General features: G+C 60.1%; 18 protein-coding genes. 5 read left to right on the forward strand and 13 right to left on the reverse strand.

Annotated elements, in window-relative coordinates:
- Position 1 precedes the first annotated feature (1 nt).
- Both AC1RTP_RS20750 and AC1RTP_RS20755 read right to left on the reverse strand, forming a co-directional pair.
- The gene (locus AC1RTP_RS20750; RefSeq protein WP_498610068.1) at positions 2-646 is read right to left on the reverse strand and encodes a PilN domain-containing protein; all 645 of its coding nucleotides are present in this window, start codon (positions 644-646) and stop codon (positions 2-4) included.
- Positions 646-1,725: a pilus assembly protein PilM gene (locus tag AC1RTP_RS20755; RefSeq protein ID WP_498610070.1), complete on the reverse strand. Its 1,080-nt coding sequence runs from the start codon at positions 1,723-1,725 to the stop codon at positions 646-648. Before AC1RTP_RS20755 ends, AC1RTP_RS20750 begins: the two co-directional genes overlap by 1 nt.
- A gap of 358 nt (positions 1,726-2,083) precedes the next feature.
- Here AC1RTP_RS20755 and AC1RTP_RS20760 point away from each other — a divergent pair, with 358 nt between their 5' ends.
- On the forward strand, positions 2,084-4,351 hold the full coding sequence (locus tag AC1RTP_RS20760) for a penicillin-binding protein 1A (protein ID WP_498610143.1): 2,268 nt from the start codon (positions 2,084-2,086) through the stop codon (positions 4,349-4,351).
- Between the two features lie 24 nt (positions 4,352-4,375).
- On the opposite strand, the gene cyaY is transcribed toward AC1RTP_RS20760, so the two are convergent.
- Positions 4,376-4,708 (reverse strand): iron donor protein CyaY, encoded by a 333-nt coding sequence (gene cyaY, locus AC1RTP_RS20765; RefSeq protein WP_498610072.1) that lies wholly within the window; start codon positions 4,706-4,708, stop codon positions 4,376-4,378.
- A gap of 39 nt (positions 4,709-4,747) precedes the next feature.
- Between cyaY and lptM the strand changes: the two genes are divergently transcribed.
- The gene (lptM, locus tag AC1RTP_RS20770; RefSeq protein WP_498610074.1) at positions 4,748-4,924 is read left to right on the forward strand and encodes an LPS translocon maturation chaperone LptM; all 177 of its coding nucleotides are present in this window, start codon (positions 4,748-4,750) and stop codon (positions 4,922-4,924) included.
- A 4-nt stretch (positions 4,925-4,928) separates the two neighbouring features.
- Entirely contained in the window at positions 4,929-6,197 is a 1,269-nt protein-coding gene (gene lysA / locus AC1RTP_RS20775; RefSeq protein WP_498610076.1) for a diaminopimelate decarboxylase, read from the forward strand.
- A gap of 223 nt (positions 6,198-6,420) precedes the next feature.
- On the opposite strand, the gene msrQ is transcribed toward lysA, so the two are convergent.
- The 6 genes from msrQ to AC1RTP_RS20805 form a co-directional block, all read right to left on the reverse strand.
- Positions 6,421-7,059: a protein-methionine-sulfoxide reductase heme-binding subunit MsrQ gene (msrQ, locus tag AC1RTP_RS20780; protein ID WP_498610077.1), complete on the reverse strand. Its 639-nt coding sequence runs from the start codon at positions 7,057-7,059 to the stop codon at positions 6,421-6,423.
- Entirely contained in the window at positions 7,059-7,994 is a 936-nt protein-coding gene (gene msrP, locus AC1RTP_RS20785) for a protein-methionine-sulfoxide reductase catalytic subunit MsrP (protein ID WP_498610079.1), read from the reverse strand. Before msrP ends, msrQ begins: the two co-directional genes overlap by 1 nt.
- Before the next feature lie 132 nt (positions 7,995-8,126).
- Entirely contained in the window at positions 8,127-11,141 is a 3,015-nt protein-coding gene (locus AC1RTP_RS20790) for a TonB-dependent receptor (protein WP_498610081.1), read from the reverse strand.
- Between the two features lie 225 nt (positions 11,142-11,366).
- Positions 11,367-12,686 (reverse strand): c-type cytochrome biogenesis protein CcsB, encoded by a 1,320-nt coding sequence (ccsB, locus tag AC1RTP_RS20795; protein ID WP_498610083.1) that lies wholly within the window; start codon positions 12,684-12,686, stop codon positions 11,367-11,369.
- Positions 12,687-12,712: 26 nt separating this feature from the next.
- Positions 12,713-14,803 carry a cytochrome c biogenesis protein ResB gene (locus tag AC1RTP_RS20800; protein ID WP_498610084.1) on the reverse strand — a complete coding sequence of 697 codons (2,091 nt, stop codon included), beginning with the start codon at positions 14,801-14,803 and terminating at the stop codon, positions 12,713-12,715.
- A gap of 105 nt (positions 14,804-14,908) precedes the next feature.
- Positions 14,909-15,574, reverse strand: a complete 666-nt coding sequence (locus AC1RTP_RS20805) for a c-type cytochrome (protein ID WP_498610086.1) — start codon at positions 15,572-15,574, stop codon at positions 14,909-14,911.
- Between the two features lie 130 nt (positions 15,575-15,704).
- Here AC1RTP_RS20805 and yihA point away from each other — a divergent pair, with 130 nt between their 5' ends.
- Both yihA and hemB read left to right on the forward strand, forming a co-directional pair.
- Complete coding sequence (gene yihA / locus AC1RTP_RS20810) at positions 15,705-16,406, forward strand: ribosome biogenesis GTP-binding protein YihA/YsxC (protein WP_498610088.1); 702 nt, start codon at positions 15,705-15,707, stop codon at positions 16,404-16,406.
- Positions 16,403-17,401, forward strand: a complete 999-nt coding sequence (gene hemB / locus AC1RTP_RS20815) for a porphobilinogen synthase (RefSeq protein WP_498610089.1) — start codon at positions 16,403-16,405, stop codon at positions 17,399-17,401. The genes yihA and hemB overlap by 4 nt, the downstream gene beginning before the upstream one ends.
- Positions 17,402-17,571: 170 nt before the next feature.
- Here hemB and AC1RTP_RS20820 read toward each other — a convergent pair whose 3' ends face one another.
- The 4 genes from AC1RTP_RS20820 to AC1RTP_RS20835 form a co-directional block, all read right to left on the reverse strand.
- A complete protein-coding gene (locus AC1RTP_RS20820; RefSeq protein ID WP_498610091.1) occupies positions 17,572-19,035 on the reverse strand; it encodes a high affinity choline transporter 1 in 1,464 nt (487 codons plus the stop codon).
- Positions 19,036-19,226: 191 nt separating this feature from the next.
- A complete protein-coding gene (locus AC1RTP_RS20825) occupies positions 19,227-20,129 on the reverse strand; it encodes a hypothetical protein (RefSeq protein WP_498610093.1) in 903 nt (300 codons plus the stop codon).
- 93 nt (positions 20,130-20,222) lie between these two features.
- On the reverse strand, positions 20,223-23,360 hold the full coding sequence (locus AC1RTP_RS20830; protein ID WP_498610094.1) for an efflux RND transporter permease subunit: 3,138 nt from the start codon (positions 23,358-23,360) through the stop codon (positions 20,223-20,225).
- Positions 23,357-24,532: an efflux RND transporter periplasmic adaptor subunit gene (locus tag AC1RTP_RS20835; protein ID WP_498610096.1), complete on the reverse strand. Its 1,176-nt coding sequence runs from the start codon at positions 24,530-24,532 to the stop codon at positions 23,357-23,359. The genes AC1RTP_RS20830 and AC1RTP_RS20835 overlap by 4 nt, the downstream gene beginning before the upstream one ends.
- Positions 24,533-24,536 lie beyond the last annotated feature (4 nt).

Raw genomic sequence — 24,536 nt, forward strand, 5'->3', positions numbered from 1 at the left:
CTCAGGACTTGACAGAAGCAACGCCCTTGGCGCCTGGTTTGGCGCCCGGCTTGCCATCCGGGTTTTCGTCCTTGTCGCGTGGACGCTTGATCATGACCGACAGCTGGAATTCGACGACATGGCGGGAAGACGCGTTCTTGCCCGAGCCGCCACCCATGGTGCCGGCTTTCACCTCCACCAGGTCGGGGCGTTCCAGCCACGGCGAATTGCCCGACAGGTTGCGCAGCAGCTCGGAGACGCGCTCCTGCGATTGCGCAATGCCGGTCAGGGTGACTTTCAGCGCTTCCTGGCGAACGGTCTTCAGGAACACGCCAGGCGGCGTCTGCTTGACCAGTTCATCCATCAAGTACACCGGCTGGTTGCGGTCCGCCTGCAAGTCTTCAACCGCTTGCTGGCGCGCTTTCAGCGCATCGATTTCCTGGCGCAGCGAGGAGATTTCCGCAATCTTTTTGTCCAAGTCCGAGATCGCGCCTTTCAGCACCTCCTGGCGCTTTTCCTGGATCGCCAGTTCGCGTGCGTTGTAGCCGCCCACCATCGCAACGATCGTGACGCCAACGGCCAGGCCAAGGCCCAGCAAAGCGTAGAAGGCGTTCTTGCGCAGCTTGCGCTTTTCCTCCCGGTGCGGGAGTAGGTTAATGCGTATCATCAGTCGAACCTCCGCATGGCCAGGCCGCAAGCCACCAGGTATGCCGGCGCGTCGGTGCGCAATGCACTTTCACGCAGGCCGGAAGCCAGCTGCATGCCCTTGAACGGCGAAATCACGGCGCTCGAAATACGGGTGCGGCTGGCAATCATTTCCAGCAGGCCCGGCAACAAGGCGCAGCCGCCGGCCAGGAAGATCTGGTCGATCTTGGTGAACGGCGTCGAAGTGAAGAAGAACTGGATCGCGCGCGTCACTTCCAGCGCCGCGCCTTCCAGCCATGGGGCCAGCACGTCGGACTGGTAGTTCTCCGGCAGGTCGCCCGCTTTCTTGCGCGCCTCGGCTTCTTCGAATGCCAGGCCGTAGGAACGCACGATATCCTGGGTCAGCGAGTTGCCGCCAAACGGCTGTTCGCGTTCATAGACGGTGGCGCCGTCGAGCATGACGGAAATCTGGGTCGACACCGCGCCGATCTGGAACAGCGCGATCACCTGGCCTGCGCCGCCATCGGGCAGTTGGGCGGTGACACGGTCCAGCGCAGCGCGCGCGGCGTAGGATTCGATATCCATCACCGAAGCTTTCAGGCCGGCCGATTCAGCAATCGCCACGCGGTCTTCGACTTTTTCGCGACGGGCCGCAGCCAGCATCACTTCAATGTCTTCGGTGGAATTGGCGACCGGGCCGATCACGTCGAAGTCCAGGCTCACCTCGTCGAGTGCAAACGGGATGTACTGGGCAGCTTCGGATTCGACCTGCACTTCCAGCTGTCCTTCGGACATACCGGCGGGCAGCACGATCTTCTTCGTAATAACGGAAGCAGGCGGCATGCCCAGCGCGACGTGTTTCGCGCGGGTGCCGCTTTTCTTGACCAGGCGGCGCACCGCCTCGACCACTTGCTCCATATTTTCAATATTGCCGTCGGCGACGGCACCGCGCGGCAGAGGCTCTGAGGCATAGCGCTCAAGACGCATGCCGTCCTTGCCCGCGTCGGACAATTCCACCATGCGCACACTCGAGGTGCTGATATCTAGGCCAACCAGCGGGCCCTGGGCACCGCCAAACAGGGCTTTCAGGTCCAATGACATGGATGCACTCCTGACAACTCCATAGACATTTACATATCCAAATTCGTTTAAAAACCCGTGTTTAGACCGCAAACATGAGACAGTACATTAGATGCTAGCAACATTGTCAGCGCAATGTAAAGGTATTTCTCCTGTGCACCATTGCAGTTTTGTGAGAGTTTTGCCACACCTAATGTTGCATTTAATGGCTATCAATTAACTAAGTTGTTTTGTTGCCCATGGTAAATATTTCCGATTATCACGTGCGCTCAGGGCTAAGAGGCCTCATTTATAATGCCTTGCATAAAACCTTCTGAAGCTGGATATGACTGCAAATAACCACGAGACCACGGCTAAGAAGCCGAAGGGTTTCTTGCTGATGGCCCTGATTTCCCTCTTGGGCCTGATCCTCGCCGGCGTGCTGCTGGTGGTGTTCGGCCTGGCCCTGGCCTACCCCAACCTGCCATCGCTGGATACGATTACCGACTACCGGCCTAAAATGCCGCTGCGTATTTACTCGGCCGACAATGTGCTGATCGGCGAGTTTGGCGAAGAGCGCCGCAACCTGGTGCACAGCAAAGACATCCCGGACGTCATGAAGAAAGCCGTGCTGGCGATCGAAGACAGCAACTTCTACGAGCACGGCGGCGTCGACTACCTGGGCATCCTGCGCGCCGCAGTCCACAACGCGACCGGCGGCGCCCGCCAGGGGGCGTCCACCATTACGCAGCAGGTAGCGCGCAACTTCTTCTTATCGAGCGAACAGACGTTCAAGCGCAAGGCCTATGAAGCGCTGCTGGCCTGGAAGATCGAGCAGAACCTGACCAAGGACCAGATCCTTGAGGTCTACATGAACCAGATCTACCTGGGGCAGCGGGCCTACGGCTTTTCTTCGGCCGCCCAAATCTATTTCGGCAAGAACCTGAAAGACATTAGCGTGGCGGAAGCTGCCATGCTGGCCGGCCTGCCTAAAGCGCCTTCGGCCTATAACCCGGTGGTCAACCCGAAGCGCGCCAAGGTGCGCCAGCAGTACATCCTGCAACGCATGGCCCAGCTTGGCTATATTACGCCCGCACAGTACGAAGCGGCCAAGAATGAACAGCTAAAAGTGAAAACGGACAGCAGCGCTTTCGGTGTCCATGCCGAATATGTTGCGGAAATGGCGCGCCAGCTGGTCTACGAGCAGTTCAAGGAAGAGACTTACACACGCGGCCTGAACGTCTTCACCACCATTACCAAGGCCGACCAGGACGCTGCCTACCTGGCCTTGCGCGCCGGCGTGATGGAATACGAGAAGCGCCACCCGTACCGCGGTCCGGAATCCTATGTCGACCTGCCGTCCAGCAAGTCCGAAGCCGACGACATCATGGAAACCGAGCTGGCCGAACATCCGGACAGCGACAATATCGTAGCCGCAATGGTGCTCAGCGCCGCCACCGACAAGGTGGTAGCTTCCACCGCCTCCGGCGAGGAAATCACCATCACCGGCGCCGGCCTGGCCATGGGCAAGAGCTGGCTGTCGGACAAGAACCCGCCCAATAAGCGCATCCGCCGCGGCGCCGTGATCCGCGTCATGCAGGAAGGGAAGGACTGGCAGATCACCCAGATGCCGGAAGTCGAATCGGCCTTCATCTCGGCCAGCACCGAAGATGGCGCGATCAAGGCCATGGTGGGCGGCTTCGACTACAACCGCAACAAGTTCAACCACGTGACCCAGGCCTGGCGCCAGCCGGGCTCCTCGTTCAAGCCTTTCATTTATTCAGCCTCGCTGGAACGCGGCCTGTCGCCGGCCACCATGATCAACGACGCGCCGATCTCCTTCGACGCGGGCCAGACCGGCGGCCAGGCATGGGAACCGAAGAACTACGATGGCAAGTATGAAGGCCCGATGACCATGCGCCGCGGCCTGACCAAGTCGAAGAACATGATCTCGATCCGCATCCTGCACCGCATCGGCGCCAAGTACGGCCAGGAATACGCGACCCGCTTCGGCTTCGACCCGGAACGCAACCCGCCTTACCTGACGCTGGCCCTTGGCGCCGGCGGCGTGACGCCGATGCAGATGGCGGGCGCCTACTCGGTCTTCGCCAACGGCGGCTACAAGGTTTCGCCCTACCTGATCGCCAAGGTCACCGACGCCAACGGCAAGGTGCTGTCGCAGGCCAATCCGGACAAGGCAGGCGACGAGAAGAACCGCGTGATCGACGAGCGTAATGCCTTCCTGATGGATTCGATGATGAAGGACGTGGTGCGCTTTGGCACCGCGACGCGCGCGCTGTCGCTGAAACGCCCGGATATCGCGGGCAAGACCGGCACCACCAATGATTCGATCGACGCCTGGTTTGCGGGCTACCAGGCCAAGCTGGTGGGCATTGCATGGATTGGCTTCGACCAGCCTAAAAACCTGGGCAACAAGGAAACCGGCGGCGGCCTCGCCTTGCCGATCTGGATCGGCTACATGGCCAAGGCATTGAAGAGTATTCCGGTTGAGGAACGCCCAATACCGGAGGGCATAATCTCCCAGGATGGGGAATACTACTATGCAGAGAATCCGCCTGGCGTTGGCATCGACAGCCTGGAAGGCGCGACACGCGGTACGCCGGCGGAAGAGAAGCAGAAGGACGCGGTCAAGAACGAGCTGTTCTAAACCGAGCAAACCGGCAAGCCGGTCTTAAGGCGCCACCACCACCGGCGCCCCACCCTGCTCCGTCACAATCTCCGACAGCGCCGCGTACAGCTCCGTACCGCGGCGCGTATCAATCCACTTGCCCTCCACCTGACGGTAGTGGAACCCACCCGAGCGCGCAGCCACCCACAGCTCCTGCATCGGCGCCTGCGAGTTAATAATCACCTTCGACCCATTCTCCACAAACTCGATCTCAAGCACATTGCCGCTGCGGCTGCACTCCACATCCACCATATCCTGTTCGCACAAGCGATCCAGCGACGCCTCGATCGCATCCAGGGTCGCTTCAGCCAGGTCCAAAAATTCCGATTCGGTCATGCTACACTCCAAGATTCCTATCAAGCCCCTATTCTAATCGTGAAGTCCCGAATCCCACTTGCTGTCCTTACAATGACAGCCCTGTTGGCCGGTTGTGGCCAGACCGGCCCACTGTACCTGCCAAAGCCCCCCGCCAAACCCGTTACCGCGGGTAAACCGGGCGTGGCGCCGCCTGAGGCTCCGGTTCCGTCCACACCACCAGCATCCCAACAGTAACTTTATGTCCCACTTTGAATACCAGAATGGCGTGCTGCACGCCGAAGGCGTTGCGCTCAACACCATCGCGGAAAACTACGGCACCCCAGCCTATGTTTATTCCAAATCCCAGCTGACCGGCAATTTCGACTCCTACGCCAACGCTTGCGCAGGCCGCGACGCCCTGGTGTGCTACGCGATGAAGGCCAACTCCAACCTCGCGATCCTGGACCTGCTGGCCCGCCGCGGCGCCGGCTTCGACATCGTGTCCGGCGGCGAACTGCTGCGCGTGCTTGCCGCCGGCGGCGATCCGAAGAAAGTGATCTTCTCCGGCGTCGGCAAGAGCGTGGAAGAGATGCGCCTGGCACTGTCGCACGACATCCTGTGCTTCAACGTGGAATCCATCCCAGAACTGCACCGCCTGAACGAAGTGGCAGGCTCCATGGGCAAGAAAGCGCGCATCTCGCTGCGCGTGAACCCCAACGTGGACGCCAAAACCCACCCGTACATCGCCACCGGCCTGAAAGCCAACAAATTCGGCGTGGCCTTCGACGATGCGCTGGCAACCTACCGCACCGCCGCCAAGCTCCCGCACCTGGACGTGTCCGGCATCGACTGCCATATTGGCTCGCAGCTGCTGGACGACGCACCGCTGCTGGAAGCGCTGGACAAGCTGATTGAACTGATCGACGCCCTGGGCGCCGAAGGCATCCACCTGCACCACCTGGACATCGGCGGCGGCTTAGGCATCGATTACGGCGACGGCGCACCGGTACCGGTGGGCGACTACCTCGGCCGCCTGTTCAAGCGCATCGACGCCTGGCGCGCCGAAAGGCACGGCGACAAGCCAATCAAGGTGATCTTCGAGCCGGGCCGCTCCATCGTCGGCAATGCTGGCGTGCTGCTGACCCGCGTGGAATTCATCAAGCACGGCGAAGAGAAGAACTTCTGCATCGTCGACGCGGCCATGAATGATATGGCGCGTCCAGCAATGTACCAGGCGTGGATGGATATGCAGCCTGTGGTGAAAACCGCCGCTGACGCCCTGATGTTCGACGTGGTCGGCCCGATCTGCGAATCCGGTGACTGGCTGGCGCGCGACCGCGAGCTGAACGTCGAACCTGGCGATCTGCTGGTGATGAAGACCGCCGGCGCCTACGGCATGACCATGGCGTCCAACTACAACACCCGCGGCCGCGCCGTGGAGCTGATCGTCGACGGCGACAAAGTCCACGTCGTACGCCAGCGCGAGAATCCAGCCGACCTGTTCGCGCTGGAAACCGTCATCAAGTAATCCTGCCGGGGCGGCGCCGCTGCCGCCCAAATTCAAAATTCGGTGCCAGGTCTGTCATTTGGACAGATAGCGCTCACGTTTGATAAATCTCAATGCGTAGAAACATGCGTTTTCGCGTATTGAGATTTATCAAATAGTCGCTTCACGTGTCCGAATGACAGACCTGGCACCGAATTTTGGCACCGAATTTTGTGGCACCGAATTTTGACAACCAGAACGGTAGTCAACGGCGGGGGACTGCCCGTGCAGTCGATACGGTGGACTTGCTGCGCGCCCACCAGGCGCGGATGCCGAGCAAGGCCAGCACGATCAGACCAAACAGGATCGGCTTGTTGAAGTCGTGCTTGCCCGCCCGCATCCACCAGAAGTGCAGGATGCCCAGCGGCGCAATCACGTATACCAGCTTATGCAAAGATTGCCAGCGCTTACCGCCCAGGCGGCGCACCATGGCATTGGTACTGGTCGCAGCCAACGGCAGCAGCAGCACGAAGGCGGTGAAACCGACGGTGATGAAGGGCCGCTTGGCGACGTCCTTCAGCATCTCCTGCACGTCGAAGAAGTGATCGAACCACAGGAAGGTAGTGAAGTGCAGCAGCGCGTAAAAGAAGGCGTAAAGACCCATCATGCGGCGCAACTTGAGCAGCCAATTCCATCCTGATAAACGCCGCAGGGGCGTCACCGCCAGCGTGATGCACAGGAAGTACAAGGTCCACGAACCGGTATTGCGCGTGATGTACTGCAGCGGCTCGACCAGCTTATCGGCTGCCACCAGATAAACCAGCGCAAAGAACGGCACCAGCGCCAGCATGAAGGAGATGGACTTGATCGCCGTCAGCTGGCGCGGTGTGGGAGTAAAGGCCATCAGTAGTACTTCTTCAGGTCCATGCCGGTGTAGAGCGATGCCACTTCCGGATAGCCGTTGAACATCAGCGTCTTGCGCTTCTTGGTGAAGAAGCCGTCTTCGCCGATTCGGCGCTCGCTGGCCTGCGACCAGCGCGGGTGGTCGACGTCCGGATTCACATTCGAGAAGAAGCCGTATTCATTGGGCGCCGATTTATTCCAAGAGGTGCGCGGCATGTCGCGCACGAAGCGGATTTTCACGATCGACTTAGCGGACTTGAAGCCGTACTTCCACGGCAGCACCATGCGCACTGGCGCGCCATTCTGGTTCGGCAGCACCTCGCCGTACATGCCCACGGTGAGCAGCGCCAGCGGGTGATTGGCTTCGTCGATGCGCAAGCCCTCCACATAAGGCCATTCCAGCACGCGGCTGCGCACGCCCGGCATTTGCTGGTGGTCGGCCAGCGTGATGAATTCAACGTACTTCGCATTGCCGGTCGGTTCGACCTTCTTGATCAACTCGGAGAAGGAATAGCCGATCCACGGCACCACCATCGACCAGCCTTCCACGCAGCGATGGCGGTAAATGCGCTCTTCCAGCGGCGCCAGTTTGAGCAGGCTGTCGATATCGAGGGTCATCGGTTTCTTCACCTCGCCCTCGATCTGCACCGTCCAAGGGCGCGTGCGCAAGGTATGCGCATTCTCCGCCGGGTCCGACTTGTCGGTGCCGAATTCGTAGAAGTTATTGTAGGTGGTGGCGTCCTTGTATGCCGTCTGCTTTTCCATGACGGCGAAGGCTGGGTTGCGTTTGGCCGCCAGCTTGGCGAGTCCGCCGCCCTGGGACTGCGCCAGCGCCAGTTCGGGGCCGAGAATGGCGCCCGCAGCAGCCAGCTTGATGAACTTGCGGCGCGACTCAAACACTTCGCGCGGCGTGATTTCGGAAGGAAGGATCAGCATGGTCAGCTCCAAAACTGGTGCAAGGTAATAGCTAAACCTTACACCAGTTTGCTGAAGCCGATATTAAATGCGTAGGCACAAAAAAAACCGCCCGGCGAACCGGGCGGAACTTTAGGTAACCAATATAAACGATCAGTACTCGTAACGAGCAGTCAGTCGCACGCTGCGTGGCTCCTGGAACGAAGTTGGGCTCAGCCAATTCAGGTTTGCCTTGCCTTCGTCTTTTGAAACGGTTGCACGGCTGTAGTCGCGGCGCTCCTGCACTTCACCCACGGTATGGCGGTTCAGGATATTGAACACGTCGATCTGGAAGGTCAGCTTGTTTTGGCCGAACTTGGTGATGTATGCCAAGTTCATGTCCAGAGTGGTGGTCCATGGCGTACGGCCGAAGGTACCACGCTGGTGCAGTTCGCTCACGCCCTGATCGTTCACGCAGTAGTACGACGATGCGGTGCCGTAGTTGGCGGCATCAGCGTAGTCAGGCGCGTTCCATGGCACATAGCCAATGCAGCTGATCGGACGGCCGGAAGCGATCTGTGCGTTGAAACCCATGCGCAGATTTTCGGTCAACTGGTACAGGCCGTATGCCTTGATCACATGGCGGCGATCGCCTGGCAGGTAGCCATCGGTGCCCTTGGTCAGCGAAGGGAAGTCGAAGTCCTGGGATACGCCAGCATCTTCCTGGTTGATGATCGAGTTCACGTAGCCTTCAGCAGTACCCTTGGACTTGGACAGCACGTAGGACACGTTCGCGCCCCACTGGCCGTTGAACGGGTGATCCAGGGTCAGTTCCAGTGCCTTGTAGGTACGGGTGTACTTGGCCAGGCCGATGTAGCTGTTCGGAACGGTTACGTCTTTCAGCTTGCCGTCGTTGTTGACGTCCATCTGCAGGCTTACGTCGTTACCCGGGTTCACCATGATGCAGGTGGCCATGGAGCTCACCTTGAAGTTCGGGTAGCCATTATCGGTTGCCCACTGCTTGAAGCCGGCGTGCGAGCAGTAGTCGTCCATGCCGTCATTGACCTTGCGGTAGATACCGCGCAGGCCCATGTCCCAGCCCTTCACGACTTGCCATTGGCCGCCCAGGATGTACTCATCCTGCGACATTGGCTTCAGGCTCGTGCTGGACACGGTCGCTGGATTCGGCGGAGTCAGGCTGCCAGTGACTTTCGACACGCCAATTGGAGCAGACAGGCCGGTTGGAGCAAAGGTGACAGGATCGCGACCAGCGAAGGTGTAGAACGATTCGGTCGATTCTTCGCCGCGGGTTGCACGGATGTTGGTGTTGGCAGCCACTGGAATGAAGTAGCGGCCGACGTTACCAAACAACTTCATGGTCGAATTGCCGTTCACGTCCCAGGCGAAGCCCAGGCGCGGCGCCAGCTGGTTGTCAGCTTTTACGAAGGACTTGCCGTCTGAGTTCTTGTTATCGAACGACTCCCAACGCAGGCCACCGTACAGCAACCAGTTCTTGGTCATCTTCCAGCTGTCTTCGATGTAGTAGGCTTCGTTGTTGACATCGAAGGTACCGGAGGTGGACAGGGAAGTACGCTTACGCACGTAGACGGTGCCAGGTGCCACTGAGTTTGGCACGCCGTTAATGGTGCCAGTGGACGAAACCAGGTAGCGCCAGTACACGCCACCTGAGTACGACGAAGAACCAGCTGCGGTCGAGCTGAATTTCTGGTTGTCGATACCACCGCGGATGGTATGGTCGCCCAGCACGTATTCGGCGTCGAGACGGAAAGCCTTGCGCTCGTCCAGATCGTCCGGTGCGGATGGGTCGCGTACCGGGGTGGCGAACGGCTCTTTCCAGCAGCCCAGCAGATTAACCGATGGGTCGTACACGGTCGGGCAGGACTCGTTTGCGGTACGGGCGCCGGTGGTCTTGTCGGTCTTTTCTTTTACTCGGCCGATCAGAGCGGAGACGGTGAGGTTGTCGGTCAGGTAGCCGGTGTATTTTCCGATCAGGGTATGGCCACCGCCGCGCAGTTCGCTGTCCTCAGGGGTGCCGGTATGGGTGGTCAGATACTGGCGATTTTCATCGTTGACTGGGTAGTCGGTGTACTTAACCTTGCGCTTGTGGGTCAGACCGGTGAACTCGAAACGATGATCGTCGGTTGGCGTGAAGTCCAGCTTAATCATGCCATTTGGCTGATTGTTGGTCGAGGCATAGCTCTTGTTCTGCTGGTACACGTCACGGGTGTTGTGTTTGCCCTCCAGGATCGCGAACATGAACAGCTTGTCCTTGATCAGCGGGCCGCCCGCATACACATCGTATGCGGTCTCGTTCGTGCGGTTAGCGCGCTGGAACAGCGTGTACTTGGAATCGCTGGTCTCTTCGCCGGCGGCGATCGCTGCGGCATAGTTTTTGTCCAGCACATCGCGCGATTTGGCGCGCAGGCTTTCCGGTTCGGTGTAGATCGCACCGCCGAACTTCCAGTCATTGGTACCGCGCTTGGTTACCAGCGACACCACGCCGCCCAGCGAGCGGCCGTATTCGGCGCCGTAGCCACCGGACTTTACTTGCTGTGCGCCGATGGCATCAAACGGCAGTTGCGAGTAGGAGAGGAAGTTACGGATGTTGGTGACATCGAAACCGTTGATGTAGTAGCCATTTTCTGCCACGGAAGCGCCCGCGAAGGCCGGCAGGTTACCGGCTCCGAGGTCGGAGTCGCCTTTGAGCACGCCTGGAGCCAGGGTGGCGACTGCGTTCACGTCGCGCATCACTGGGAGTGCCTGCAATTGTTCGGCGGTAAACACGGTGTTGGTCTCGACGCTGGAAACGTCAATCGCGCTACGGACGCCACGAATCGTGACGCGGCCAGCCATTTCCGGCTCAGCTGAGCTGGTCAGATTCACGCCGGAACCAGAGCCGATGGCCACGGTGATGTCGCGCGTCACACCGTTCGAAACTACTTTGTAATTACCCGGTTGCAGCTTAGCGGCCGTAAATGCGCCCGAAGCGTCCACCGTAATGGTGCGCTCAAAGCCGGTTTCGGCGCTGGTAATGGTGACTTTGGCGCCCGGTTGGGCTTTGCCGAAAATGGAACCTTCCGAACTTTGCGCGTAAGCAACGCTCGAAACCGCGAGACTCACGGCCAGCGCGACAGCGGTGCGACGTAACACCGTTGCGTGAACTTTCATAAACACTCCTGAGTTGTATTTGGTGCATTTCGAATTTGAGCGAATATTATTTACTGCTTATCCCCACCATCGCCCGTTGCAAATTCTTACAATTCCTTACAATCGCGTCAATTGATTAGTTGCAATTTGCAATCTTCAAAGAAAAAAATACAACACTTTTGAAAGTTACAGGCGTGCCAAGACCTCGACCAAAAGGCCGAGATCATTGCGCATTGAGGAGGGGAATTACAGCTTGCCGTAGGAATGCAGGCCGGAGAGGAACATGTTTACGCCCAGGAAGGCGAAGGTGGTGACCACGAGGCCGACCACGGCCCACCAGGCCGACGCCTTGCCGCGCAGGCCGGACATTAAGCGCATATGCAGCCAAGCTGCGTAGTTCAGCCAGACGATCAGGGCCCAGGTTTCTTTCGGGTCCCAGGACCAGTAGCCGCCCCAGGCTTCCGCCGCCCACAGGGCGCCGAGAATGGTGGCGATGGTGAAGAAGGCGAAGCCGATCGAAATCGCCTTGTACATCACGTCTTCCAGCACTTCGCCACTAGGCAGGCGGTCGGAGAAGGAGCCGCGCACCAGGTTGGTCACGGCGAACAGCGCGACCAGCACGCCGACCTTCATGCTGATCTGGCCGATCGCCGCAGTGGTGGAGGCTTCCGCACCGGCGATGAAGGCGATCAGAAAGGCCGCCGCCACGATGGCGATCGGCGCCACCACCAGCGCCAGCCACAGCGTGCGCGAATCTTCATATTTGAGCAGGTAAGCCCAGGCCACCATCGAGGCCAGTGCAAAAGTGCCGTAGCCGATGAAGTTGGCCGGCACGTGGATCTTCATCCACCAGCTCTTCAGCGCCGGTACCAGCGGTTGGATTTCGGAAGCGCCGCGCGCCACCGTGTACCACAGCAGGAAGCCGACCGCCGCCGAAATCACCAGCAGCACGAACGGGCCCAGCGCGCGCGTGGCGTAGTGCTCTTCGTAATAGAGGTAGAACATGGCCGTGATCAGCGAGAACAGCACGAACACTTCGTACAAGTTCGAGATCGGTATGTGGCCGATATCGGTACCGATCAGGTAAGACTCGTACCAGCGCACAAGCATGCCGGTCGCGCCCAGCACCACGGCCGCCCAGCACAGGATCGAACCTGCCGCGCCGCCCAGCGAGGAACGGGTAAACATGCCGCCCCAGTAAAACAGGGTCGACAGGAAGAACAAGGTGCTCATCCACAGAATCGCCGACTGGCTCGACAGCATGTACTTGAGCCAGAAACGGGAATCGGCCGAGGACAGCTCGCCGCCATACATGGCGACGCCCGCCAGCGCCAGCGCAAAGGTCAACGGCATCAGCCAGCGCAACGGCTTCCAGTAGAAGCCCAGCGCGGCAAAGGCCGGCGCGGAGGCGAGCAGGATGCCTTTCTCGTAGACGTCCATATAGGCGCCGAAGCGATTGAACGCGTATAGTGCACCTGCGCACAGGACCAGGGCGAACAGCCAGTCAAACGCGCCAAGGCGCTTGAAATAGCCCGGCTGCTGGGCATAGATTTGTGTTGCTTCCATAGCTTTCTCCAAAACCTGGCAACAGCTTACGCCGATTGCGGCAGTTTTTCCTTGAGTTCCTTGAATTCTCTCTCGAAGTCCAGCGTCTTGCGCTGGGTGCTCATGGCCATCAGGGCCTCGGCACCGCCTTCACCATCTTTGATCCATACCCAGACACGGCGCTCGCGGATATAGAACATCGCGAACACGCCCAGCACCAGGAACAGGCATCCAATATACACAACGGTCTTGCCCGGCGAACGGGTCACCTGGAATACCGATGCCTTCACTTCGATATATTCGTCCAGCTGCAGGTAGACCGGAGCGCCGTAGAAGAAGCTGTCCGACAGCGCATTGGTGGCCAGTTGCAGGAAGCGGCCGTGGGTCTCGTCCATTGCGGCGGCCGGCTTGCCATCCTTCTCGCGGGCTGCCTGCCACAGCTCCCACATCGTGCCATTCAGGATCTTCAGGAAGATTTCAGCGGCCTTGGTCTGCTCCGCCTGCGGCACCTTCTCCAGGAAGCGGCTGATGGCGAAGAAGCCAGCGCCATTAACGTCGCCGGCAAAGATCTCCATGCCCTTCAGCGCGGATGCTTCCAACTGCGTACGCAGGACGTCGCCGGCCTTCGATTGCGGCATGGCTTGCGCCGCATAGCGCGCGGCGGCTTTCTGGCGCAGCGCAGGATCCTGCACGGCGGCGCGCAGGCGCATCCACTCGCGCACGCTGTGCTCATCGTCGGCCGGGATGCGCAGGAAGCTGAACGGATCGGACGGATTGGCGCGCACGCCAGCGAGGAAGACGGTGTCGCCTTCGATCGTCACCGGCTGCATATAGTTCTGGAATTCGCGCGCCTGGCCGTTCTTGTCGCGCAGCTTGTACTGCACCGACGGGCCGACGTTCTTCAGGTCCTTGTTGTGGGCGGTCTTGGCGGCGGAACCGAGTTGCTTGTCCAGGCTGCGGGCGAAGGAGTCGTTCAGGTTCTCGCCCTTGGTCACGGCGCGCGCATCCTGGTTGCCGATGTTCTCCACGTTGAAGGGGCGGAAGTCGGTCCACTCCACCGTATAGTCTTCGCTCAGCTTGGTGGTGCTATTCACTTCACCCGTGAAGCTGAACGTTCCGTTGCCGGTACCCTTCATCGGATAGCCGACCAGTTTCAGTTTGGTGCCGCCGTCTTCAAACGAAGACTGGTAAATCGCAACGCCTTCAAAGATCAGCGGCTTGTTCACTTCGACCACGGCATCCATGGTCTTGCCGGTTTCGTTGGAGCGCACGGTCACGTGGCTGGCGAACAGTTTCGGCATGCCAGTGCTGTAGAAGTCGATAACGAATTTCTTCAGCTGGATCGAGAACGGCAGGTCTTGCACCAGCACGCCGTCCGGGCGCTGCAGGATCGCAGTATTGCCGCTAGTTCCCTCCGGCAGCGCGATGTTGCCACGGTAGGTCGGGTTGTGGACGCCCAGGCGGTGCTTGGCGGGGATGTCGGAGATCAGGCCGGTGCCTGCGAAGGCGGACTTGCCCAGCACCCATTGCTGGAAGCGGATCGGCAAGTCGGAGTCGAGCATGCCACCGATCAGGATGATCACGATCGCGCTGTGCGCAAAGATGTAGCCGAACTTGTTGCCGGCACCGCGTTTGGCCGTCACCAGGACGGCGCCGTCCTTCTCCACGATCTTGGCTGCATAGCCCGCGTGGCCCAGGCGCTGCGCGGTCTGGACCGCCAGCTGATCGCGCGTCACAGGTGACTGCCAGTGGCTCTTGTGGTGGAAATTATTGAGCGAAGCCTCGCGCACCTTCTCGCGCCAGCTGCGCATATCCTTCAGCATCTTCGGCGTGTTGTGCACCACGCACAGCGAAGTCGACACGACCAGCAAGGCGCACATGGAAACGAACCACCAGGATGAGTAGATCGCGTACAGCTGCAGCTTATTGAAGACCTCGAACCAGAATGGCCCGAACTGGTTGATGTAGTTCGGCATCGGCTGGCTTTGCTGCACGATGGTGCCGATGATCGCGGCGAGGATGATCACCACGAACAAAGCAATCGCGAAACGCATCGACGACAGCAGCTCGACGGTTTCTGCCACTGGGCCGCGCCGGTTGCGCAGCTGGATTCCGGAAGTGGATGGTGCGTCGCTCATTACTCAGGCAAAAAATCAGGAGATTAACAACAAAAAGGGCAGCCTGCTTGCGCGGCCGCCCTTTTCATGTCCAGTACCGCCCTTGCTGCGGGCGGTGCATCACAATTACTTCAAGCCTGCCATGTAGTCGGCAACCGCTTCGATTTCCTTGTCGGACATACGGTAAGCGATAGCTTGCATTTCTGCGCTGGACTTGCGGGTGCCGGCCTTGAACGCTTTCAGGGTGGCAGCGGTGTAGTCCTGGTGCTGGCCGCCCACGCGTGGGTACATGGCAGGCATGCCGGCGCCGGCTGGGCCGTGGCAGGATGCGCAGGCAGGCACGCGGTTTTCAGCGATGCCGCCGCGGTAGATCTTCTTACCCAGTTCGATGGTATCTTTGTTCTTGGCAGCGCCGGCCTTGCTTGCTTCGGTGTTCAGGTAAGCAGCGACGTTTTTCTTTTCTTCTTCGGTCAGGGCCTTGGCGAATGCGGTCATGACGGTGCCTGGACGCGCGTCGGTGGTGAAGGCCACCAGTTGCTTGTAGACGTAGGCTTCGCCCTGGCCACCCAGTTTAGGGTTGACGGTGATGGTCGATGCGCCCTTGGCGCCGTGGCAGGATACGCAAGCTGGAATACCGCGCGCGTTATCGCCTTCTGCGTACAGGGTGGCGCCTTTGGCCGGATCAGCCTTGGCAGCGGCAGGAGCGTGTGCTTCGTTGGCGGAAGCTACACCGGAAACAGCCAGCATTGCGACGAACAAGGATTTTACAAATGGCGAAAACGCACGATTCATTCAGACACCCTGGGACAGATTAAGTTATTAGTGATAGAGGAATCGTTGCAATATAGCATGGCAACAATTCGTAACCCCTTATTGTACAATAGCTTTCCTGCTTTTTTGCCCCCTTTTTGTTGCTTTCCCCATGTCTAAACTCTGGCAAGCCCGCTTTTTCACCACCGTTAACCACCTGCGCGACCTGCCGCGCACGTCGGTGCCAGAGATCGCCTTTGCGGGCCGGTCCAACGCTGGCAAGTCCACCGCAATTAACATCCTGTGCAACCAGAAGGGCCTGGCGTTCGCCTCCAAGACCCCTGGCCGCACCCAGCACATCAACTTCTTCTCGATCGGCGGCGCCCACGTGGCAATGCACCGTCATGACCCGATCAATATGGACGAACTGCAGTGCCTGATCGCCGATTTACCTGGTTACGGCTATGCGGAAGTCTCGGGCGACGCCAAGAACCACTGGCAGCGCCTGCTCGGCGACTACGTGCAGCGCCGCGACCAGTTGGCCGCCCTGGTGCTGATGATGGACGCGCGCCGCCCGTTCACCGAACTCGATGTGCAAATGATCGAATGGTTCGCCCCGACCGGCAAACCGATCCACTGCATCCTGACCAAGGCGGACAAGCTGAACCGCAATGAATCGATCAACGTGCTGCGCCAGGCCAAGGCCAAGCTTGACAGCTACGTCGATGAAGACGGCGAAGGCTTCCCCTTCACCGTGCAACTGTTTTCCGCGCTGAAGCGCATCGGCATTGAGGAAGCGACGGCCAAGATCGAAGAGCTGGCCGGCCTCGCCGCTGACGGCGAAGCGCCAACTCCTGACGAAAGCGAAGAATGATCACTCCTGATTTTCCAGCCATCCGCATGCGCCGCATGCGCCGCGACCCGTTCTCGCGCGCCCTGATGCGCGAGAACACCGTCACTGTCGACGACCTGATCTACCCGGTCTTCGTGGTGGAAGGCGCTAATCGCCGCGAGGCAGTGACCACCATGCCGGGCGTGGACCGCATCTCGATCGACAACCTGCTGAAGGTGGCCGAGGAATGCGTGAAGCTGGGCATCCCTGTGCTGTCGCTGTTCCCGAACATCGATCCTTCGCTGAAAACCAATGACGGCGTGGAAGCGACCAATCCGGAAGGCCTGATTCCACGCGCCGTGCGCGCGCTGAAGAAGAATTTCCCTGAGCTTGGCATTATGACCGACGTGGCGCTGGACCCATACACCAGCCACGGACAGGACGGCACCGTCGACGAAAAGGGCTCGATCCTGAACGACGAAACCACCGAGATGCTGGTGCGCCAGGCGCTGTGCCAGGCCGAAGCCGGCGTGGACATCGTCGGCCCGTCCGACATGATGGATGGCCGCATCGGCGTGATGCGCCAGGCGCTGGAAGACAAAGGCCTGATCCACACCCGCATCATGGCTTACTCGGCCAAGTACGCGTCCGCCTTCTACGGCCCGTTCCGCGATGCGGTCGGTTCTGCAGCGGCGTTGGGCAAGGCAGACAAGTTCACCTACCAAATGGACCCTGCCAATACCGACGAAGCCCTGCGCGAAGTAGCGCTGGATATCGCCGAAGGCGCCGACATGGTGATGGTCAAGCCAGGCATGCCTTACCTGGACATCGTGCGCCGCGTGAAGGATGAATTCAAGGTGCCGACCTATGCCTACCAGGTGTCGGGCGAATACGCCATGCTGAAGGCCGCCGCGCTGAACGGCTGGCTCGATCACGACAAGGTGATGATGGAATCGATGATGGCATTCAAGCGCGCCGGCGCCGACGGCGTCCTCACTTACTTCGCGCTCGACATTGCGCGCAAGCTGAAGGGTTAAAACCGGTAAGCCAGGGTCTGACCCGCAGGCTCAGACCCTCAACGGTACAACGGCCGCGGGGTTGGTTCTAAGTCTTTGACGTTCATCGAAAGTCAAAAGCCCAGAACCAACCCCGCGGCCGTTATGCAGACAGGGTCAGACCCTGCGGGTCTGACCCTGGTTTACCGGTTTCAGGCATTCAAGCCTTCGACATGATGCACGCCGTCATGCCGATTCTGCAGCACCTGCGGCATCAGCGAACCGACGAACATGCCGATAAAGCCCGCCAGCAAGCCTGCCAGCTGCCCCGGGAACGTTGTGCCGAGCGAGGAAATCTGAGGGAGGAACACAAGCCAGGTAGCAATGCCGGCGCCCAGCGAGAAGATCGCTCCCTGGGTCGTGGCTCGCTTCCAGTACAGGCCCATGACCAGCGGCACAAACGCGCCAACTAAGGTGATCTGGTAAGCCGAGGAAACCAGCTCATAGATCGAGGTGCCGTTCATCTTGATCGCATACAGCAGCACGGATGCCGCGAACACCACGATGGTGGCGCGCATCGCGAACAGCTGCTGCTTGTCGCCCATGCCTGGACGCAGGTTCTTCAGGATGTTCTCAACGAAGCTGGTGGAAGGCGCCAGCAGCGTCGCCGACGACGTGGACTTGATCGCCGACAGCAGCGCGCCGAAGAACAGGATCTGCATCACCAGCGGCATCTTGGTCAGCACGAAGGTTGGCAGCAGGCGCTGGTAGTCGTTCTTGGCCATTTCCAGGCCATGGTCGCCCAGCACGATGATGGCGCAGGAAACGATGAACATCGGCACCGCGGCGAACAGGATGTAGCTGGCGCCGCCAATCATGGCGCCGCGGCGCGCGGTCTTTGCATCCTTGGCCGACATCACGCGCTGGAACACGTCCTGCTGCGGGATGGAGCCCAGCATCATGGTCACGGCGGATCCGATGAACATGGCCATTTCCGTGAATGTCGGCTGCGGCATGAACTTCCACAAGTCCTTCTGCGACGCCATTTCGATCACCTTGTCGGCGCCGCCGGCCAGGTCGGCTGAGAAAATGGCGATGATGGACAGGCCCACCACCAGCACGATCATCTGGATAAAGTCAGTCCACGCCACCGCCAGGAAGCCGCCGATCACCACATAAATCAGCACCGCCAGGGTGCCGACGATCATGCCGGCCGTTTCCGACATGGCGCCATTGGTCAGTACCGAGAACACCAGGCCCAGGGCGGTAATCTGCGCGGCTACCCAGCCCAGGTAGGAAATAATGATGGCAACCGAGCAGAACACCTCGATGCCCTTGCCGAAGCGCTGGCGGTAAAAGTCGCCGATGGTCAGCAGGTTGAGCTTGTACAGGCGGGCGGCGAAGAACATACCGACCAGGATCAGGCAGGTGCCTGCGCCGAACGGGTCTTCCACGATGGCGTTCAGGCCGCCTTGCACGAACTTGGCCGGAATACCCATCACGGTTTCCGCGCCAAACCAGGTCGCGAAAGTTGTCGTAATCACCATTATCAGCGGCAGGCTGCGGCCAGCCACTGCAAAGTCGGTTGTATTCTTGATGCGGGTGCCTGCCCATACGCCAAGGCCAAGGGTGCCCAGCAGGTACAGCACAACAAAGGAAATCAGGGTGATGTTCATCGCGGCGAAAACTCAGGTTCCAATCGGCAAATTTTGCGATTATAGCGGCAGGATGACGGCAGGTTTAATGAAATTTTTGTGGGATTGCGGTAAACCCAACAAACCGGCAACCCGGTGTCAGACCCGCGGGGTCTGACACCAGTCCGCAGCCGCCGCAGGCTAGTGCCTGACCCTGCGGGTCGGGCACTGGTTTACCGGTTCAGCTTTCCATAATTCGGGAAAAACTCCAGCAACAAGAACGCCTGCAACTCCTTCTCATCCTCCTTGCGCGCGCTCATAGGTACGTTGCGCGCCAGGCGGTGCGACTCCCAGATAAAGTCGCCCGGCTTCTCCTTGCGGATCATCTCGATCATGCGCTTGATGATTGCCGTTTCAATATCCTTCTCCGCGCCCTGGTCCACGTGCACCTGCTGCTGCCAGGTGCGCTTGAAGTTGGAACTGAATCCCTTGAACTTGATATCCGCGCCATTAAAGGTCTGGTTCACGATCTGGAACATGCCGCCCGTATCATTGCGCTCGCCATTCGCATTACGCCCCTGCGCGCCCATGATATTGGCCATGGCGCGCGCCTTGCCGGTGGCGCCGGCATCTTCTTCCTGCGAAGGCTGCGGCGTATCGGCAGCCCCGCGAGCGCGGCGGCGCATTTCGATCAGCGTCGCCATGTCAGGCGCGTTTTCCGGCGGCGGCGTCAGTTTGGCCTGCTCCGGCGGAACAAGTTGTTCCTGCGGCTTGATGATTTCAGTAATCGCGTTCTTGTTTGGCGGCAGGTAAGCGCGCGAAGAGCGCGGCGTTTCCTTGGCTTGCTTGGCTTTCGGTTGCGCCTTGGGCTTCGGCTGCTGCTGCGGTTTGCCCGGGGAGATATAGACCATCTCCCCTTCCTTGGCTGGCGCCCCCAGGACGATCTTCTCATGCGGCTTGATGAAATAGATCAGTACCGCCAGCAAGTGCAGGCCAACGGTAAAGGCCATGCCCCAGCGGTTCGGTTTTTTGGAGCCGTATTCGAGCACCTTCTCTTCCGGCCAGGGCTGGCCGCAAGTCGGGCAAAGCCCGTCTCGGGCCGCAAGTTCGGCGTGGCAATGCGTGTATTGGTGCAAGATAGTGGCTTTTACTGAAGATACTGGGGTGGCAGCTTACCGATTTTCCGTCTTTATAAATGTTACAGGTTGTAAGCGCCGCCCAGCATGGTATCAATGTTTGGCCGCTTTAACCGCCCTGAGCTCCACGGGCTGCGCCAATTCTGTTGCAGATCCGTCATCCAGGTCCTCGTCCTTCATCGGGCCAGTGCCGGAATACTTATCGAGGAACAAATAAATCACCGGGGTAATGTACAAGGTGATCACTTGCGAGAACAGCAGGCCGCCGATCACCGCCAGGCCCAGCGGCTGACGCAGTTCGGCGCCGGCGCCCAGGCCCAGGGCGATCGGCAAGGCGCCCATCAGGGCCGCCATGGTGGTCATCATGATCGGACGGAAGCGCAGGATACAGGCTTCACGGATCGCATCCATCGGCGACTTGCCCTGCTCCCGCTGCGCCACCAAGGCGAAGTCGATCATCATGATCGCGTTCTTCTTCACGATACCGATCAGCATGAGAATGCCGATGATGGCGATCATGGTCAGGTCCAGCTTGAAGATCCACAAGGTCAGCAGCGCCCCCACGGCGGCGGATGGCAAGCCGGCCAGGATAGTCAGCGGGTGGATATAGCTCTCATACAGCACGCCCAGCAGGACATAGATCACGCCCAAGGCCGCCACGATCAGGATCAGCTGGCTGCTCTGGGAATCCTTGAACACCGCAGCATCGCCGCCGTAGCTGGTGATAATGGAGGCCGGCAGGCCCATTTGCACGCCCATCTGCTCGATCTTGGCAGTGGCATTGCCCAGCGGGACATCCGGCGCCAGGTTGAAGGAAATCGTAATTGCCTGCAGCTGCCCCTGGTGGTTGACGGCAGTCGGACCTACGGTGCGTTCGACCGTGGCAAAGCTGGACAGCTGCACCAGCTGGCCCGCGCTGTTACGCACCGAAATCTTGGTCAGCGAATCGTCGAACTGACGGTCTTCCGTCGCGGCTTCCAGGATCACGAAGTAGCTGGCGGCGGAAGAGTAAATGGTCGATACCTGGCGCTCACCGAACGCGAGGTAGAGCGCAGTGCGCACGTCGGCCATCTTCACGCCCAGCATATTCGCCTTGTCGCGGTCGATCTTCAGCTGTGCCTGCAAGCCCTTGTTCTGCGAATCGCTGGTGACGTCGCGGAAGTCGCTGTCGCTGCGCATCGCATCCTGGAATTTGGTGGCCCAGTCGCTCAACGCATCCGGGCTGACCGATTGCAGTGTGTACTGGTAACGGCTCTTGGAAGGGCGGCCGCCCAGCTGCAAGTTCTGCACCGGGCTCAGGTAGACCTGGATGCCGGCGATCTTCTTGGTTTCCTTGCGCAGGCTGTCCAGCACTTCGGCCATTTTCTTGCGCTCAGAACGTGGCTTCAGGACCAGGAACATGCGTCCCGAATTGCCGCCGCCGGTGAACGACGTCACGTCCTTGATGTTCGGGTTGGCCTGGATCACGGCCGCCACCTTCTCCTGCAGTTCAAGCATGGCGGAGGTGGAGATATCTTCCGAGGCTTCGGTATTGACGCGGATCTGGCCCAGGTCCTCCTCAGGGAAGAAGCCTTTCGGGATCGCGATATACAGCCAGGCCGTCAGTGCGAAGGTGCCGAAAGCAACGCCCAGCACCACGAAGCGATGGTGCAGCGCCAGGTCCAGCGTGCGTGCGTAGCCATCGCGCACGGCGTGGAAGGCGCGTTCGAAGTGACGGCCGATAAAGGTGTCGTCGCCCGACGTCTCATGCGAATCGGCCGGCATGAAGCGCGAGGCCAGCATAGGCACCAGGGTCAGCGACACAACCGCAGACACCAGCACCGACAAACCGACCACCACGGCGAACTCGTGGAACATCAGGCCCATCACGCCAGGCATGAAGAAGATCGGGATGAACACCGCCACCAGCGAGATCGAAATCGAGATGATGGTGAAGCCCATCTCCTTGGCGCCCACCAGGGCCGCCTGCAAAGGCTTTTTACCCAGCTCGATATGGCGCACGATATTTTCCAGCACCACGATCGCATCATCGACCACCAGGCCCACCGCCAGCGTAATGCCGAGCAGGGACACGTTGTCCAGGCTGTAGCCCAGGCCGAACAGCAGCGCCAGTGCACCAAGCAGCGAGATGGGCATGGTGATGGCCGGGATGAAGGTGGCGGCCGCGCGGTGCAGGAAGAGGAAGATCACCAGTACCACCAGCACCACGGTCAGCGCCAGCGTCAGGTTCACGTCGTGGATCGCTTCGCGGATCGACACCGAGCGGTCGTTGACCAGGTTGATCGACACCGACTCCGGCAACTGCGCGCGGAAGCGCGGCAGCAGCTTGCGCACGGCATCGACCACCTGCACGGTATTGGCATCCGGTTGGCGCTGCACCAGCAGCACGATGGCGCGCTCGCTGTTGTAGCTGCCGGCGGATTTGATCGACTGGTAGCTGTCTTCCACCGTCGCCACTTCCTTCAGGCGGACCGGCTGGCCATTGCGGGTGGCGATGATCAGGTCGGCGAAATCGGCAGCGCGCATCAGCTGGGCATTACCCTGGATGGTCAGTGTCTGGCTCGGACCGTCAATGGTGCCGAGCGGGGTATTGGCATTGGCGGCCTTGATGGCGGCTTGCAGCTCATCGAGCGTGAGGTTGCGCGCATTCATCAAATCCGGCTTGGCGCGTACGCGCACCGCGAAACGCTTCTGGCCGTTGACCGATACCTGGGCCACGCCAGGCAAGGTGGACAGGTTAGGCGCCACCAGGTTTTCCGCGTAATCGTTCAGCTCGGACAAGCTTAGCGATGGCGAAGTCATGGTGGCGAACAGCACCGGCGCATCGGCCGGGTTGACCTTGCGGTAGGACGGCAAATCCGTCATTTCCTGCGGTAGCGAACGCTGGGCGCGCAGCAGCGCCGCCTGCACATCGACCGCCGCTTCGTTGACGTTGATCGAAGGATCGAATTCCAGCGTCAGCGAAGTATTGCCGAGCGTGCTGGTGGACGTGATCATCGACAGGCCGCCGATGGTCGAGAATTGCTTTTCCAGCGGCAGCGCGACAGACGACGCCATCGTTTCCGGCGAGGCGCCAGGCAGGTCGGCGCTGACGTTGATCACCGGCGTGTTATAGCTCGGCAGTGCCGCAACTGGAATATGCGAATAGGCCAGCACGCCGGCCAGGATCAGGCTCAGCGAGAGCAGCACCACCATGACGGGGCGCCGGATACTCAGCTCGGACAGGTTCATTCTGCCTTACCTTTCTTGTGGCCCTTGCCGTTGTCGGCAACCGCCGGTTCGGCGATGCGCACCTTGGCGCCCGGGCGCAGGTTCTGCTTGCCTTCCACGATGACTTTCTCATCGCCATTCAGGCCGGTCACTGCAGCCAGTGCACCAAAGCCGTGGATGCGTTTGATGTTGACCACCTTGGCGGTCTGGTCCGGCGCGACAGCGTATACAAACGTGCCCTTAGTGTTGGTAATGATAGCGTTCTGTGGCACTACCAGCGCGTCCTTCAGGGTGGCGACCGTCAGCTTGGTGTTCACGTACTGGCCGGGCCACAGACGGGTGTCGACATTGTCGAACACAGCCTTGACGCGGATCACGCCGGCCACCGGGTCAACGGTATTGTCGACAAAACTGAGTTGGCCATTGATGGGCTTGTCCGAATTATTCTGGAAAGCTTGCACCGCCACCTTGCCGGCACGCTGGGCATCGAGCAGGGCCGCCAGGCTGGACTCAGGCACAGTGAAGGCGACGTTGATCGGGTTCAGCTGGGTCACCGTGGTGAGCGAAGTGCTCAGCTGAACCAAGCTGCCCGGGTAGACGTTGATAGCGCCGACGCGGCCGGTCAGAGGCGATCGGATTTGGGTAAAGCTTTGGTCCACCTTGCTGGCGCGAGCGGCGGCAGTGTCGGCTTCCAGCAGGGCGCGGGCCGAATCGACCTGGCTCTTCAGCGTATCGACGGCGCTCTGGGCCAGGAAGTTCTGGCCGCGCAATTCTTGGGCTCGCTTGTATTGGCGCTCCAGGTCGGCCAGGCTGGCGCGGTCCTTTGCCACCTGCGCATCGGCCTTTTCGACATTGGCCGCTTCGGTGCGGGCGTCGAGCGAGAACATCAGCTCGCCCTGCTTCACAAACTGGCCTTCCTTCACATGCACTTTGACGATGGTGCTGGTGGTTTGCGGGTGCAGGTCGACGGTCGAGATCGGGCTCACCGTGCCGTTGGCGGCCAGCGCTACCGGAACATCCTGGCGCAGCGGCGCTACCACGTTGACGGTGGTTGGTCCCTGCTCGCCTTTGCCCTTGCCACCGCCTTGCGCCTGCGCGGCGCCCTGCTCGCCCGAGCCGCTGTTTGCGTACCAGGCGCCGCCGCCGATTGCGACGGCCAGGCCTACCACTACTGCCAGAGTTTTCTTCTTCATGAGA

Source organism: Pseudoduganella sp. GW821-FHT11H04 (genome assembly GCF_058807935.1).

Coding starts and splice junctions, on each gene's coding strand:
- AC1RTP_RS20750 (WP_498610068.1), bottom strand. CDS start 646: ATGATACGCATTAACCTACTCCCGCACCGGGAGGAAAAGCGCAAGCTG.
- AC1RTP_RS20755 (WP_498610070.1), bottom strand. CDS start 1,725: ATGTCATTGGACCTGAAAGCCCTGTTTGGCGGTGCCCAGGGCCCGCTG.
- AC1RTP_RS20760 (WP_498610143.1), top strand. CDS start 2,084: ATGGCCCTGATTTCCCTCTTGGGCCTGATCCTCGCCGGCGTGCTGCTG.
- cyaY (WP_498610072.1), bottom strand. CDS start 4,708: ATGACCGAATCGGAATTTTTGGACCTGGCTGAAGCGACCCTGGATGCG.
- lysA (WP_498610076.1), top strand. CDS start 4,929: ATGTCCCACTTTGAATACCAGAATGGCGTGCTGCACGCCGAAGGCGTT.
- msrQ (WP_498610077.1), bottom strand. CDS start 7,059: ATGGCCTTTACTCCCACACCGCGCCAGCTGACGGCGATCAAGTCCATC.
- msrP (WP_498610079.1), bottom strand. CDS start 7,994: ATGCTGATCCTTCCTTCCGAAATCACGCCGCGCGAAGTGTTTGAGTCG.
- AC1RTP_RS20790 (WP_498610081.1), bottom strand. CDS start 11,141: ATGAAAGTTCACGCAACGGTGTTACGTCGCACCGCTGTCGCGCTGGCC.
- ccsB (WP_498610083.1), bottom strand. CDS start 12,686: ATGGAAGCAACACAAATCTATGCCCAGCAGCCGGGCTATTTCAAGCGC.
- AC1RTP_RS20800 (WP_498610084.1), bottom strand. CDS start 14,803: ATGAGCGACGCACCATCCACTTCCGGAATCCAGCTGCGCAACCGGCGC.
- AC1RTP_RS20805 (WP_498610086.1), bottom strand. CDS start 15,574: ATGAATCGTGCGTTTTCGCCATTTGTAAAATCCTTGTTCGTCGCAATG.
- yihA (WP_498610088.1), top strand. CDS start 15,705: ATGTCTAAACTCTGGCAAGCCCGCTTTTTCACCACCGTTAACCACCTG.
- hemB (WP_498610089.1), top strand. CDS start 16,403: ATGATCACTCCTGATTTTCCAGCCATCCGCATGCGCCGCATGCGCCGC.
- AC1RTP_RS20820 (WP_498610091.1), bottom strand. CDS start 19,035: ATGAACATCACCCTGATTTCCTTTGTTGTGCTGTACCTGCTGGGCACC.
- AC1RTP_RS20830 (WP_498610094.1), bottom strand. CDS start 23,360: ATGAACCTGTCCGAGCTGAGTATCCGGCGCCCCGTCATGGTGGTGCTG.
- AC1RTP_RS20835 (WP_498610096.1), bottom strand. CDS start 24,532: ATGAAGAAGAAAACTCTGGCAGTAGTGGTAGGCCTGGCCGTCGCAATC.